Annotated in this window: 10 protein-coding genes; 6 read left to right on the top strand and 4 right to left on the bottom strand. The window is 57.4% G+C overall.

Features of this window, described 5'->3' with window-relative positions:
- Nucleotides 1-246: 246 nt before the first annotated feature.
- Nucleotides 247-1,680 (bottom strand): dihydrolipoyllysine-residue succinyltransferase, encoded by a 1,434-nt coding sequence (sucB, locus tag JIN85_RS10010; RefSeq protein WP_200270209.1) that lies wholly within the window; start codon nt 1,678-1,680, stop codon nt 247-249.
- A gap of 30 nt (nt 1,681-1,710) precedes the next feature.
- On the bottom strand, nt 1,711-4,500 hold the full coding sequence (locus tag JIN85_RS10005; RefSeq protein ID WP_200270207.1) for a 2-oxoglutarate dehydrogenase E1 component: 2,790 nt from the start codon (nt 4,498-4,500) through the stop codon (nt 1,711-1,713).
- A 127-nt stretch (nt 4,501-4,627) separates the two neighbouring features.
- Between JIN85_RS10005 and JIN85_RS10000 the strand changes: the two genes are divergently transcribed.
- Nucleotides 4,628-5,560, top strand: coding sequence for an ABC transporter ATP-binding protein (locus tag JIN85_RS10000; protein WP_200270205.1), 933 nt, complete (start codon nt 4,628-4,630; stop codon nt 5,558-5,560).
- 82 nt (nt 5,561-5,642) lie between these two features.
- On the opposite strand, the gene JIN85_RS09995 is transcribed toward JIN85_RS10000, so the two are convergent.
- Together JIN85_RS09995 and JIN85_RS09990 are read right to left on the bottom strand one after the other, a co-directional pair.
- On the bottom strand, nt 5,643-6,887 hold the full coding sequence (locus JIN85_RS09995) for a PDZ domain-containing protein (protein WP_200270203.1): 1,245 nt from the start codon (nt 6,885-6,887) through the stop codon (nt 5,643-5,645).
- Between the two features lie 37 nt (nt 6,888-6,924).
- Nucleotides 6,925-7,926: a S1C family serine protease gene (locus tag JIN85_RS09990; protein ID WP_200270201.1), complete on the bottom strand. Its 1,002-nt coding sequence runs from the start codon at nt 7,924-7,926 to the stop codon at nt 6,925-6,927.
- Nucleotides 7,927-8,021: 95 nt separating this feature from the next.
- Here JIN85_RS09990 and JIN85_RS09985 point away from each other — a divergent pair, with 95 nt between their 5' ends.
- The 5 genes from JIN85_RS09985 to JIN85_RS09965 all read left to right on the top strand — a co-directional run bounded on the left by JIN85_RS09985 (nt 8,022) and on the right by JIN85_RS09965 (nt 14,709).
- Nucleotides 8,022-10,391: a transglycosylase domain-containing protein gene (locus JIN85_RS09985; protein ID WP_200270199.1), complete on the top strand. Its 2,370-nt coding sequence runs from the start codon at nt 8,022-8,024 to the stop codon at nt 10,389-10,391.
- Nucleotides 10,392-10,674: 283 nt separating this feature from the next.
- Nucleotides 10,675-11,766, top strand: coding sequence for a PDDEXK-like family protein (locus JIN85_RS09980; RefSeq protein WP_200270197.1), 1,092 nt, complete (start codon nt 10,675-10,677; stop codon nt 11,764-11,766).
- 292 nt (nt 11,767-12,058) lie between these two features.
- Nucleotides 12,059-12,292: a type II toxin-antitoxin system VapB family antitoxin gene (locus tag JIN85_RS09975; protein WP_200270195.1), complete on the top strand. Its 234-nt coding sequence runs from the start codon at nt 12,059-12,061 to the stop codon at nt 12,290-12,292.
- A 2-nt stretch (nt 12,293-12,294) separates the two neighbouring features.
- The gene (locus JIN85_RS09970) at nt 12,295-12,660 is read left to right on the top strand and encodes a PIN domain-containing protein (RefSeq protein WP_200270193.1); all 366 of its coding nucleotides are present in this window, start codon (nt 12,295-12,297) and stop codon (nt 12,658-12,660) included.
- Nucleotides 12,661-12,996: 336 nt separating this feature from the next.
- A complete protein-coding gene (locus JIN85_RS09965; RefSeq protein ID WP_200270191.1) occupies nt 12,997-14,709 on the top strand; it encodes a transglycosylase domain-containing protein in 1,713 nt (570 codons plus the stop codon).
- The last annotated feature ends 26 nt before the right edge of the window (nt 14,710-14,735 follow it).

The following is a 14,735-nucleotide window of genomic DNA, read 5'->3' as shown; positions in this document are numbered from 1 at the left end:
CTTCACTCCAAACGCTTCTCGATCAACCGCGAACCGTGAGCTCCGTATGCTCACTTCCGAATCTCAATCGGAAATGAGTTCTGGCAATCAGTCTAGTCTAAGTTAGGAGGGTGGATTCACCCCAATCTCATCAGAGACGAGAAATAGAAAAAAGACCCGGGAAGCCGGTCTTACCAATCTATCGGTAATCGCGTCTTCCTGGGCCTGAATTTTGAGTGGTCAGTTCGACCCCACCTCAGCGGAAAATCACATTTCCAGCAGCAAGCGGGTCGGATTTTCGAGGCAATCCTTGATGCGGATCAGGAACGTCACCGCCTCCTTGCCGTCCACCAGGCGGTGGTCGTAGCTCATCGCCAGATACATCATCGGGCGAATCACGACTTGGCCATTCACCGCAACCGGGCGTTGCTGGATGGTGTGCATGCCGAGGATTCCGCTTTGTGGAGGGTTGAGGATCGGTGTGCTGAGCAACGATCCGTAAGTGCCACCATTCGAAATGGTAAACACACCACCGGTGAGATCCTCGATCGTGATTTTGCCATCGCGAGCTTTGGTCGCGTAGTCGATGATGTCTTTCTCGATTTGGGCAAATGACTTTTTGTCAGCATCGCGAAGCACTGGAACCACGAGGCCTTTTTCTGTGCCGATCGCGACTCCTATGTCGTAGAAATGGTTCTCGATGATTTCGTTGCCTTCGATCCGGCCGTTGATCGCAGGCACATCCTTGAGCGCCTGTGCGACGGCTTTCACGAAGAACGACATGAAGCCGAGCTTCACTCCGTGCTTCTTGATGAACTGATCCTGAACCTGCTTGCGGAGGTCCATGACGGCGCTCATGTCGACTTCGTTGAAGGTCGTGAGAATCGCCGCCGTTTGCTGGGCATTCACCAAGTGAGTCGCGATCTTGCGGCGCAGCATCGACATTTTCTTGCGGGTCGTGCGGCCATCCGATGCTTGCGGAGTCGCTGCCGCCTCAGCCGGTTTTGGCGAAGAAAGCACGGTGAAATCCGGCTTGAGCTTGGCTGGTGCTGCGGGAGCAGACTCAGCCGCTTTCGGCGCAGGCGCGGGTGACGCAGCCGCTGCTGCTGGAGCAGGAGCTGGTTTCGACTCGGCAGCAGGAGCTGCTGCTACAGCACCTGGCTCAATCTTGCCGATCACCGTGCCGATCGAAACTTCCTCACCTTCGTGCACCAAAATGCGGAGGACGCCATCGACGTCGGCTTCCAGTTCGTTCGAAACTTTATCGGTGTCGAGCGTGACCAGGATTTCACCTTTCTTCACGACATCGCCGTCTTGCTTGCGCCAGGCAGCTACGTTCGCAGAAGTGATCGATTCGCCAGCTGCCGGCACCTTGATGTCGACTGGCTCACCCGATGATGGTGAAGCTGCGGGAGCTGCGGCTGGGGTAGGCGCTGCAGGTTCACTGGCGCTCGCAGGAGCTGCTGCACCTTCTTCGATCCGTGCAATCACGGTCCCGATGTTCACCTCTTCGCCTTCGTTCACCAGAATTTCGAGAGTGCCGTCGACATCGGCTTCCAGCTCGTTCGAGACTTTATCGGTTTCAAGGGTGACAAGGACGTCGCCTTTTTTCACGGCGTCACCGCTGCTTTTATGCCAGCGGGCGACATTGGCGGAGGTGATGGATTCACCGGCTGCGGGGACTTTTACATCGAGAGACATGGATCTGCGGAGTGGTAAAGATAGGGAAAATCAGACTTCGAAGGCTTTGGCGAGGAGCGCTTTTTGCTCGCGGTAGTGCTGGGCTTTGGACCCGGCAGCCGGGCTGGATGCCTGGCCGCGACCGGCGTAACGAACTTTCTGGCCGACGACTTTTTCGAGTCGTGGGAAAATGTAAGACCAGGCCCCCATGTTGAGCGGCTCTTCCTGGCACCAGACGAACTGCGAGGCGTTCGGATACTGGCTGATGATCGCTGCGACCATTTCGTCGTGGAATGGATAAAGTTGCTCCATCCGGACAATGGCGGCGTCTTCGATGTTGTTCTCCTGACGATGGTTGACCAGATCGTAGAAAACCTTGCCGGAGCAGAATACCACGCGCGAAACGTCGCTCGGGTTGGAAAAGATTTTGATATCCGGGAGCACTTCCTGGAAGCAGGTGCCTTCGAGGAAATCCGATTCTTGGGAAACTGCCTCGGCCCGCGTCAGCAAGCTCTTCGGCGTCATCAGAATCAGAGGCTTGCGGAAGTCACGGCGTTTCTGACGGCGCAGTGCGTGGAAATACTGAGCCGGTGTGGTGAAATTACCGACGATCAGGTTTTGCGCGGCGCAAAGCTGCAGGAACCGCTCAAGTCGTGCGCTTGAGTGCTCAGGCCCCATGCCCTCGTATCCGTGAGGAAGCAGCATCACCAAATCAGATGGGGTCTGCCATTTTGACTCTGCCGAGGAAATGAACTGGTCGATGATGACTTGGGCACCGTTTGAGAAATCGCCGAACTGGGCTTCCCAAAGCGTCAGCATGCTTGGGTAACCGAGGGAATATCCGTAATCGAATCCAAGCACGGCGAACTCGGAAAGGAACGAGTTGTAAACGCAGAACTTCGCTTGATCCGCGGAGACTTGCTCCAGCGGGATGTGACGCTCACGGGTTTCATAATCGTAGAAAACCGCGTGGCGCTGGGAGAAGGTGCCGCGGCGGCAGTCCTGACCGGAAAGTCGGACCGGATTGCCTTCCATCAAGAGGGAACCCATCGCGAGCGATTCGGCGAAGGCCCAGTCGATCGGTCCACCGCTGGCCAAAGCCTCGATGCGGCGCGGAATGAAGCGTTTAGCCAAAGTCGGATTCAGATGGAATCCATCCGGAATGCTGGTGAGAACCTTACCGATGTGCTGGAACTTCTCGCGATCGATTCCAGTCGGAACCGGAGCGTGGGAATATTCCGGCTGCGCAATCGCGGTCGATCCACTGAACACGGTGCGATCACCAGCTTCGGTGAGCTCGATCATCTTCTGATAACCCGCTTCCAGCGTGTCCCATATGGTTTGCTCGACCTGATCCGCTTGCGGTTGGGTGAGCGTGCCATCGTCGACCAAGCGCTTCTTGTACATCTGGCCGAATGGCTGACGTGCGGCGATTTTCTTGGCGATGATCGGTTGGGTGAATGCTGCCTGGTCCGCCTCGTTGTGGCCTTGGCGGCGGTAGCAATACATATCGATCACGATGTCGCGGCCGAATTTCTGGCGGAATTCCAGAGCGAATTGCGCCGCCCAGTAAAGTTCCATCGGCTCTTCGCCGTTCACGTGAAGAATTGGAGCATCGATCATCCGGGCAACGTCCGTTGCGTAGGACGACGAGCGCGCATCGGCTGGCGACGTGGTGAAACCGATCTGGTTGTTGATGATCAGGTGAATCGTGCCACCGGTGCGATAGCCCGGGAGCTGGGAAAGGTTGAGCACTTCGGCAACCGAACCTTGACCCGCAAAAGCCGCGTCACCGTGAAGGAGAATCGGCAGCACCTGGGTGCGGTCGGTTTTGGCACCGTCGTCACCGAGGATGCGCTGACGGGCGCGGGCCTTGCCCTCGACCACTGCGTTGACAGCTTCCAAGTGACTTGGGTTTGCAGCCAGGCTGACGCGGACGGTGCCGTCTTCCAGCTCGCGCACACTTTCGTAACCGAGGTGGTATTTCACGTCGCCATCACCGGCCACGAGATCCGGCACGTAGTTTGGCGTGAATTCGTAAAGAATGGTGGTGAGTGACTTGCGGACGAAATTCGCCAGGACATTCAAGCGACCGCGGTGTGCCATGCCCATCTCGATTTCCAGCACGCCGTTGGATGGGCAGCTTTCGAGAATCGCGTTCAGGACCACCATGGTACCTTCGCCGCCTTCGATCGAGAAGCGCTTCTCGCCGAGGAATTTCTTGCCGATGAAGTTTTCGAACACTTCGGCTTCGAGCAACCAGCGCAGGGATTTGACCTTCCGCTCAGCGGCGAAGCCCTTGTTCAGCGCATGCTTTTCAATCCGCTCACGCACCCAATGGCGCACGGCGGTATTGTGGATGTGCATGAATTCGAAGCCGATCTTGTCAGAGTAGGTCGACTGCAGGGCGGCCACCATGTCGCGCAGCTTCATCGTTTCGCCATTGCGGAACCATGGATTCGACGCTTCGCGATCCATGTCTGTTTCGGTGAAACCGTATTGGTCGAGGCTCAGGCGTGGATTCCACTCCGGCTCGTCTTCCAGGGGATTGATGGCAGCCTGGGTGTGGCCAAGCGTGCGGAAATTGTAAACCAGGCTCACGACCCGACCGTAAAACGCCAGATCCATGTCCGGGGTCGAACTGACCGATACCGGTGTGGCGGCAGGTACCGCGGCGGTCGAAGAAGACTCCTCTTTTTTACGGGATTGTGCTGCACCAAGTTCGAAACCTTCAAAAAAGGCAGCCCAAGTAGGTTCAACCGAATGAGGATCTTCGCACCATTGTGCGTATTTATCGTCGAGCAAATCCGCGTTGAGACGCGCCGAAACCGAGGAGTTCATGGGAGATGGATGAAATTCAACGTGCAGTCCGCGAATTTCCCGCTTGGCCCGCCACGCACAACGCTTAGTTAAGGGGAACACACCACCCCGTCAACCGAACATGCGGGATTTTCACCCGAAGTGCGCCATGATTGAAGTTCAGCAACTCTCCAAACGTTTCGCCCGCCACGAGGCCGTCCGCGGAATCTCCTTTTCCGTCGACCGCGGCGAGATCGTCGGCTTCCTCGGCCCCAACGGCGCCGGCAAGACCACCACCCTGCGCATGCTCACCGGATACCTGCCACCCACCTCGGGCAGCGCCCAAGTCGCCGGATTCGACATCTTCCGGCAATCGCTAGAAGCCAGAAAACGAATTGGTTACATGCCGGAAAACGTCCCGCTCTACGAAGACATGCGGGTCCGCGAATACCTGAAATTCCGCGCGCGGCTGAAGGGACTCAACTCCAAGCAAACCCGCCAACGCGTGGGCGAAATGCTGGAAACCTGCGGGCTGGAAGCGGTGCGCCGTAAAATGATCAAAACGCTGTCGAAAGGCTACCGCCAGCGCGTCGGCCTCGCCGATTCGCTGGTCCACAATCCGGACCTTCTGATCTTGGACGAACCCACCAACGGATTGGACCCCAATCAGATCCGACAAATCCGAGAACTGATCAAACGGCTGGCGGAGTCTCACACGGTGCTCGTTTCCACGCACATCCTGTCCGAAGTCGAAATGACCTGCAATCGCGTGATCATCATCGATGGCGGCAAGATCAAAGCGGCCGACACGCCGACCAATTTGATCAACCAGATGCGATCCGCCGGGCGGGTGCATGTCGAACTCCAGGCCGATGCCGAAGTCGCCAGCGGTGCGATTTCACGGCTCGACCGGGTGAAAAAAGTCAGTTCCGAGGCATTGGACGAGGGCTGGACCCGTTTCACCGTCTGGGTCGATTCCGGCACGGACGCCCGGGAGCGCATCAACAACCTGGCCGCTCAATATGGCTGGCCACTGCGCTCGCTGTATCGCCACGAGGCAACTCTGGAAGACGTTTTCGTCGAACTGACTCGAAAGGACTGAACCCAAAGGCGGTTCCGAGAACGAAAAAAGGAAGGCAGATTCAGATCCTGCCTTCCTTCGTTCAGCATCAGGGAGATTTCCTTTACTCGTTATCCAGCGCACCCAGCTCACGCATGATGCGATCGGCCAAGCGCCCCATATCGGTGAGATTCCGGTTCATTTTTTCCATCATATCCCGTCCTTCTTGCGGCGAAAGCGGGATGACTTGCGGGCGTAGACGTGGAGCGGATTCCAGCGCTTCTTCCCGCTCTTTCAGCTTGGCCAATGCAACCGCGGGATCCGTCGAGGGTTGACCCAGCAATTCCTGAACCCGGCTGGCAGATACAAAGTAGTTCCGGGTCCGGGATGCCTGCGCCAAACTGACTCCGACGACATTGCCGTGGAGGTCAACCAGCGGCCCGCCAACCTGATCCGGCAGCAGGACCATGTCGGATTCGACAACTTTGGAAAATCCGGAGCGCACCTGGCTCCAACCTTCCTCAAGGCCCATTCGCTCCATTTGCGCGAGACGGCTACCGGCGAATTGCGAGGCATCCGGCTTGCTGCCAAGAATGGTATCGACCGCCAGCTCCTGGCCATCGCGCTTGATCAACAGGTCGACTCCCGTGCCCGGGCTGGCACCTGCGAGCGCATCGACGAGTTCCGACATGCCGGTCAGCACCTTGTCGTTCACGCGCAGGATCAAATCCCCCTCTTTCAATCCAGCATCATCCGCCGCGGTCCCGCGCAGGACTTCCTTCACCCGCACACCCGGTCCATTGAATTCCGGATCGCCGTAAACGCCGAGATAGCCGGGCTCACCATCGCGCAGATTTCGCTCCAACACCCCAACAACTCCGTAGGCTGCCATTTGGCCATCGGGCTGGGTTGCGATCAAAAATTTGCCGAGCGGTAATGGTTCCGAAGACCACTTCACCGGCACCAACGGGTCTCCGGTGATGGTCAGCACCGCCAAATCCTCGTCTTCATAGACTCCGCTGACTTCCACGGGGCGCACCTGGTGATCCCAGGTTTCGACGCGGAAATCCTCCGTCACCTTGGCCACTTGGCTCCATTTCGTTAAAATCTGGTGACCATCCCCGATGACCGTTCCGTAGGCGAGACGAACATCCCGTCTCCCCTGAACGCCCCAAATCCGAACGGTTGATTGCGAGGCTTTTTCCAACACCGGGCGGACTGCGGAGATGAATTCCGCGTCCTGTTCCTGCACCACCGCTTTTTCATCCGCACTCAGTAGAGGAACTCCGAGGTCTCCGTCCGGATTGCGCTGTGCGAGAAGCACACCGGGAGATCCCAATAGCAGCAAGATACCCAAAACTGTCTTCATGACTTCTTTCTAAATGATTGATTCTTCGTTGCTAAACTCAGCGTTCATCCTCGTTGGTCTGCTGGAGGCTCTCCAGCTTGGCCAGGGTTGCCTTGAACTCCATTTTTTGATCGTCCCGCAAAACGCCGATCGTGACCTCATCGCCGGCCCGTCGTTTGACGATGTTCTGCTCCACATCCTGCGGGCTGCGAACCTCGTCGCCATCAATGCTGGTGATCAAATCCCAACTGTGCAAACCGGCTTGCGCGGCAGGACTGCCTGGCACGACCGATTCCACCAAGGCCCCGACAACTCCGCGCCTGCGCCCGTAGTCGATGCCCAAGGCCGGCCGCTCCGGATTGACGAATGGGTTCATTTCCAGCCGTCCCCAGGATTCTCCGGCAATCAGCCGATCCCAGTCTTCCTGGAATCCATCGATCCCGGCGTGGTTGTTGTTTTTCAGATCCTCACCAATGGAGGAATTGATGCCAATCACCTTGCCATCGAGATCAAAAAGCGGGCCACCCGAGTCACCACCGATCAAGCGGCAATCGGTGGTGAGGAAATTTCCAGGACCTTTCGAGACCACACGCCCGAATCGCACCGGTGGTGTGCGGAATTTATCAAATCCGGCCGAATGTCCCATCGCGATCACCCAATCTCCGGCTTCCAGCGAGTTGGATTTGCCCAGATCGACGAACGGCCAGGGGCCTTTTTCCTCGATTTTCACCATGCCGATATCCTTGGAGTAATTCGCTCCCAGAACCTTACCGGTGGCTTTGCTACCGTTCGGAAAATTCACGGTCAGTTCCTCCGCTCCCTGCACCACGTGCGCAGCAGTCAGGATCAATCCATCTTTCGAAACGATCACCCCGGAGCCTGACGACCCGACTTTTTCCGAAACCAATGCCACCGTCGACGGCTGGACTTTGACGGCGACCGCTTCCACCTTGGATTCCAGCTTTTCCAAATCTGCAACACTTCGCAGCGGCTCGCGCCCCATGAGCGGAAGTTGCAGCGTGAAGATCAAGGCGACTGAAAGAATTGGCAACGCTCTCATATTAACAACTTCAATAGCGGCGCTGCACTTCCCCTTCGTCTGAGGAGTAATCAGAGTGGAACGTCGCCCATCAATGAGCTAGTCTAGCGACGCACATGGCACAACGCAAACCTGCAGACCCAAATCGGCGCCGCAATCAAAAGGCAGCTGCGACCAAGCGCTCCCCCGACGCCTTCAACCTTTTCCTGTTCTGGCCGTTTTATCTGGTGAATTTCCTCACCAGAAATCTCAGCTTTGCCCTGCGCATCCTGGCCCGCCTGATCGGTCATCCGCTCGCCGCCAGCCTTTACGTTCTGCTTTTCCTCTCCGTGGTTTATGGCTTCCGGGCATCCCGCTATGATTTGAACAAGTTGCACGCCATGCCCGAGCGCACGATCATCCTAGATCGTAATGGCGAGGAAATCGGCCGCATCCATGGCGAAAAACGCTCGATCGTCCCACTGCGGCAAGTCGCGGAAAATTTCCGCAAGGCAATCATCGCCCGTGAAGACGAGCGATTCTACAAACACGGGGCTTTCGATATCATGGGGATCGGACGCGCGGTCATGAAGAACCTCGAAGGCAAAAAAGAAGGTGCCTCCACCATCACCCAGCAGCTCGCCTCGGATATTTTCCAGCTCAAGCGCCGTGACCAAGGCCAAACCATTCGCCAGATCGATCGCAAATTCCTCGAAATCGCCATCGCCGTCCGCATCGAGGCAGCGATGAGCAAAGACGAGATTCTCGAAGCCTACATCAACCAGATCAACTGGGGCCGCCAGATCAAAGGCGTCGGTGAAGCATCCCGGATTTATTTCGAAAAACACCCATCGGAGCTCACTCTTTCGGAATCCGCCATGCTCGCCGGGATCGTTCGCGGACCTGACGTGTTCAACCCGTTTTCCTCAAACGAAGCTGCCACCCGCGAACGCAATACCACGCTCGAACGCATGGTCGATGCCGGCGTTCTGACCCGCAAGGAAGCGGACGAGGCCAAGAGCAAAGCCATCGAGGTGCGTCCTGAGTGGCGCCGCAAATACCACGAGTCCTATGCCATGGATGCCATCCGCCGTGAGCTCGAGGTGATCTTGGAAAAAAGCAACATCGAGCTCGGCGGCCTGACCATCCACACCACCATCGACCTCCGCTTGCAACAATCCGGTGAAGAGGCGCTCAACAAGAAACTTCGCGAGGTGGAGCGCCAGCCCGGCTACGCCCACCAGACCCGCAGCCAATGGGCAGAACTGCCGGAGGACAAACGGGGCGACCCCGACTACATGCAGGGCGCGGCCCTCATCATGGAAAACCACACGGGAGCCGTACTCGCCATCATCGGCGGGCGCGATGCCGATGAATCCCGCTACAACCGGGCCATGCAAGCGCGGCGGCCGATCGGCTCCGTCTTCAAACCCTTCGTTTACCTCGCCGCCTTCGACAAGGGCCTCACCCCGCAAACTCAGATCAGCGATGGCCCAATCCAACCCGGAGAAATCAAAGGCGGCGGCAACTGGCGCCCCCACAACTCCGACGGGAAATTCGGTGGCATGTTCCCCGCCTCCTACGGCCTCATCCGTTCCCGCAACACCATGTCTGTCCGCGTCGGCAATTACGCCGGAATGGACCATATCAAAGAAGTCGCCCGCAACGTTGGCTTCACTTCAGAAATCACCAACAACCCGGCATCCCTCCTGGGCACCTGGGACGCATCGCCATGGGAAGTGACCTCCGCCTACAGCATTTTCCCCAATGAAGGCGAACGCCAGATGCCCTTCCTGATCACGGAAATCCGCGACCGCGATGGCAACGTCCTGCACAAACCCCGCGTCACCTCCTACACCGCCACCAACGCCGGCTCCGCCTGGTCCGTTTCCCAAGTCCTCAACCAAGTCACCGTCAGCGGCACCGCTTCAGCGATCAAGCGCCTCGGGTTTGACAAACCCTGCGGCGGCAAAACCGGCACCACCAACGATTTCAAGGACGCCTGGTTCGCCGGCTACACCTCGAACCTCACCTGCGCCGTCTGGGTCGGCTTCGATCAACCGAAAAAAACCATCCAAGGCGGCTACGGCGCGACACTGGCACTGCCGGTCTGGGTCGACATCATGAAAACGGCCGATCGCCTCGGCTACAAAGCCGGCGAATTGAATCGCAAAGTCAATCTCGTCACCTGCCGCCTCTGCAATCTGTCCGGCAAGCGCGCGACCGCAGGCTGCGAAGAAGCAGGCACCGCCTACGACGCCCAAGTCCCGTCCGACATCGCGCCTGACACCAACGACTTCTGCCCGATCCACCCGGTGCGAGCCCTACCCGTCAGCCCCGAAGACCTTCGCGACGCTCAACCTGCCAATTCTCCGCAGCAACCGACCCGTCGCGACAATCCCCCCCGCGCCCTCCCCGTCCAGGACCCACAGCCGCCACGAGCTCTCCCCATCGACGAACCCGACTACGAAGACCCACCACCCCCAAGAGCCCTACCGGTGAGGTGATGGGAAAGTTTGCTGGTTTTCAGGGTTCAGTTTTCAGGACTCGTTCCGCTGGAACAACTTCCCGCCTCGACTATGCCTCAACGCATCGCTTGAGTTCCTAAACGGGCACCGACTCATCACTGACGATGCGGGGCCACGTTCCGATTTTTGCCACCCACATGCACTGGACCGAACCCGCTTTCCTCAGACGCCTGATTAGAAACTTGAGTGACCGCAATCAATCCCTTCGCCAAACCCGCGCCCTGCTGCTTCCCAAGCTGCTTGCGCCCCCCGAATGCCACAGATGATTGATTCCGAATATTGGAGGGAGCTTGGTCCGTTCTTCGAACGGGTGTCGGAGCATGCGCCATCTCAGGTTGAAGAGACGATCTTTTCATTGGGTGGGCGTGGTTACTATGAGAACCCGACATCCGATTTGTTGGCGTTTTTCCTAAAGCCCGATGGGGCGCACGGTTTGGGAAGACTCTTTCTGGATGCCTTTTCTGTATGCATGGGAGTGGGGCTTGCGGACGCTTTGGGAGCAGGTGTGGATGTGATGCGGGAGAAAGACACAGGAACTGGCGGGCGCATCGACTTGATCTTAAAGGGAAGTGACGGGATGCTGCTGATCGAGAACAAGATCCGCCACCATCAGGATTTTAACCCGTTCGATGCCTACCGGGAGTTTGGCAAGGCACTGAACCGGGGGCGGGTTCCCTTCCTCGCCATTCTTTCTCCGGATGGATCCACCGCACATGCGGAGTGGACAGGTGTTTCCTACCGGGACTTCTGCGGTAGTTTGAGAGTTGCTCTCGATGCCGTAGTTCCAGCGTCCGAAAGGTCAAAGTGGTGGTTCTTTGCCAAGGAGTTTGTGAGCCATCTCCAGAACGAGCTTTTTTCCCCAACAATGACAGAAGAGCAAATCAAGTTCGCCGAGCAGAATGAGTTCCAGATTCAAAAGTCCAGAGAGCTGGGCGACGCATACAGACAGTTTCTGGTAAGCTCGCTTCGTGAAGCCCTCGCAAAGGAGTTCCCCCATCACGGTATGATCACGAAGGATGCTGGATGGGGAATCCGGTGCCAGTCCGATAAGTGGATTTATTCCGAAATCGTCTGGAGGTCGGAGATTGCCGCCAGCAAGACAATATATGGATTGAACCTATACCTGTGCGACCCGACGCAAGAGCAATTGGAACTCGCGGTTAAACTGCTGACCACGGAACTCGGTATGGATAATTGGACCGAAAGATCGAGTGGGCGCCTTTTTCATAGTTGGAGCTCCGAAGGGAAAGCCATATCTCGTGAGCACTCTGTAGAAGTTCTGATCCAGATGGCCCGAAGATTGGAGATCATCCTCAACAATGGTGCCTGCCGACCTGATGATGGGCCTCCATGACTTCAACCTAGCCTTTGGAAGGAACAAACAGAGATTAGTGACTGATGATAGGCTACACCGGAGATCTAGCTGATGGAGCACGAGCTGGGCTGAGTTCGGTAAATGCTTAAGACGGGTATGAGCAGCCGCCGCCGAGAAGCCGAGTGTGTGGTCTATGGGGGATTCCGCCAGTGGATGGATGCCAGGGGTTTGCAAAACCCACCGTTTCACCTTCTCGTGAGAGCCCCAGCATGCTTAAAACCCTCCAAAAATGACGATTGAAGGAATCCATTTTTGGGGTAATTTGGAATCCATGAAAACGACCATCGATATTCCGGAGAAGGAGCTGAGGGATGCGATGCGCTTTACCAATGCGAAGACGAAGCGGGAGGCTGTGATCAAAGCCATTGAGGATTTCAATCGCCGGAGCAGGGTGGAAGCACTGATCGCCCAAGCTGGCACCATCCCCGATTTTCCGACGAATGATGAGATTGAACGGGCGGATGTCGAGGATGCCGAGAATCAAAGGAAACTTTGGGAGGGTTGATCATGATTTCACTGATCGACACGTCGGCTTGGGTGGAATTCATCCGAAGGGGCGAGACGGCGCAACCCGCCGTGGCAAGCGCGCTCCGGGATGGCACTGCGGCGATCACAGAACCCATCTGGATCGAGCTGTGGAGCGGCTCCCGCAGCAAGCGGGAAGATGAATTTCTGCATGGAGTGAAGGCGAGCTGCCGGTGGCTGGAATGTGACGGTGAGTGCTGGGAGCGCAGCTACGACCTGCGACGGAAAGCAGTCAGGAAGGGGCTGAATTGCCCGTTGGCGGATGTGCTGATCGTGGCATGTGCCCTCAGGCATGGAGCCGGACTTTGTCATGCGGACAAACACCTGACCGCGCTTTTGGAACTCTGAGCGATATCCGGCTACACCGATGGCCACCTGATTGAGCAGTCGCGATCCTGGCCTGGCGAAACAAGCGGACGACATGCGCCGCGGTGTGGGGTCCTTTCCAACACGTTCTGGAGAGGTATCCAGATCAAGGGCAGCGATTTACTCTGAGACTGGCAGACCGCAGAAGCCGCATCGTCCAAATCTTGAGCTGCAGGACCCCAGAAGAAATCGAAGTCCCACGGTTCTTCATCATTTTTTCACGGTTGTCTCACCTTCCGAGGCTTGCGGGAGGCTGGGAGACAATTCATGTTGCTGTGGCAGCTGCTTCACTGAACCTTCCATTCTAAACCGCATTTCATGTCCACCTGGCGTCCGCTTTCCCGACCTCCTTGGTGGCAGCGTTGGCTCCCGGAATTCCTGCATGGACCGGTGAAAATCGCGTTTATCCTTGGAATCCTGGGGACGATCGCCGCTGCGGGATTGGCGTTTTTCTATTTTTCACTGGCGATGCGGTTCGATCTGGATGAGATCGAGAAACTCCCGGCCGGCACGGTTTTTCTGGATCGAAAAGGGGTGGAATTGCCAGTCAGTGCGGCATCGAGCCGGAAATTGGCGACCCGTGAGGATTTGCCGGATTTCCTGGTGAAAGCGCTGCAGGCACGCGAGGACGCACGGTTTTTCGAGCATTCGGGGGTAGACGTGCGCGGCTTGGCGCGGGCGACGGTCCGCAATATCAAGGATTGGGAGTTTACCCAAGGAGCCTCGACCCTGACGATGCAGCTGGCGCGGAACACGTATGACATTCGGGCGAAATCGCTGCATCGGAAGTTCCTGGAAATCGCGCTGACCCTGCGGGTGGAGTCCCGCTACACAAAGGATCAGATTTTGACCGCTTATCTGAACCGGATTTACTTCGGGTCCGGCGCGGATGGCATTGAGCAGGCATCGCAAACGTATTTCGGCAGGCCGACACGCGAGCTGAATGACAACGAGTGCGCGATGATCGTGGGCATCATTCGCGGGCCGCATATTTTTTCTCCGCTGCGGAATTTGAAAGGCGCTCTGGAACAACGCGACCAAACGCTGGACCGGATGATCGCCATGGGGTTCATCAATGAAGCGCGCAAGGAGGAGATTCAGAAAATCCCGCTTCACCTGATGAACTCGGATGACCAGGAATCCCGGCCATCTTATGCGTTTCGGGCGATCGAATCGGAATTCGATCGGATTCGCGAATTGGAAGACATTCCGCCAGGGAAACTGACGGTGATCACGACTCTGGACAGCGATTGGCAATCCCGCTTGGAGGAGGAGCTGAATCGATCCGTCGAGTCACTGGAAAACGAGAAATCGTGGAACCATCCAACGCGGGCGGAGCATGTCGCCGGTGAAGATCCGACTTATTTGCAGTTTGCCGCAGTGACGACGGAAACGAAAACCGGCGCCGTTCTGGCACTGATCGGCGGGCGGGATTTTCGCCATTCGCGCTACAATCGGGCGACCAATGTGCGGCGCGATTTGGGATCGGCCTTTGAGCCGTTTGTGGCTGCGGCTGCGGCAGAGCGAGGCAAGTTGGTATTGGCGGGCAGACCGGTGCAAACGGGACGGCAGATCGGCCCGGCAGAGGTGGAGCGACTGGCGAAGCGCTGTGGACTGGCTGGACCCTTCCTGAAAACCGAGGATCTTTTCCGTGGCTCGGTCGCGGCAAGTCCAATGGAAATGTCAGTCGGGCTCGCCACACTCGGCAACGATGGGAAACGCCCGAAACCTTATTTCATCCAGCAAATTCTCAACGAGGACGGCGATGTGCTCTACACTGCGGAGCCGCAGCTCACCCCTGCCCTGAGCGCGAACGCTGCCCGCGATGCCCGCAGTGTGTTGCACTCCCATGCTGGAACGAGATGCTTCACGGGTGCCACCGGTTCCGAGCGCGAAGCGTGGACTTTGCGGCTCGGCCCCAGCGGCTCGACTGCAATTTGGCTGGGCTTTGATGTTTCCACCAAAATCGCCAACCACGAGCGGCTCGAAGCGCTGTTGGATGAATTTGTCGACCGCCTCGGCAACGATTGATCTTTCGGGCGGCAATTTCAAAAGCG

This window comes from Luteolibacter pohnpeiensis (genome assembly GCF_016595435.1).
GTDB classification, from domain to species: Bacteria; Verrucomicrobiota; Verrucomicrobiia; order Verrucomicrobiales; family Akkermansiaceae; genus Luteolibacter; species Luteolibacter pohnpeiensis.
Note: the sequence above shows the minus strand (reverse complement) of the source record. Positions and strands in the feature narration are given on the sequence as shown.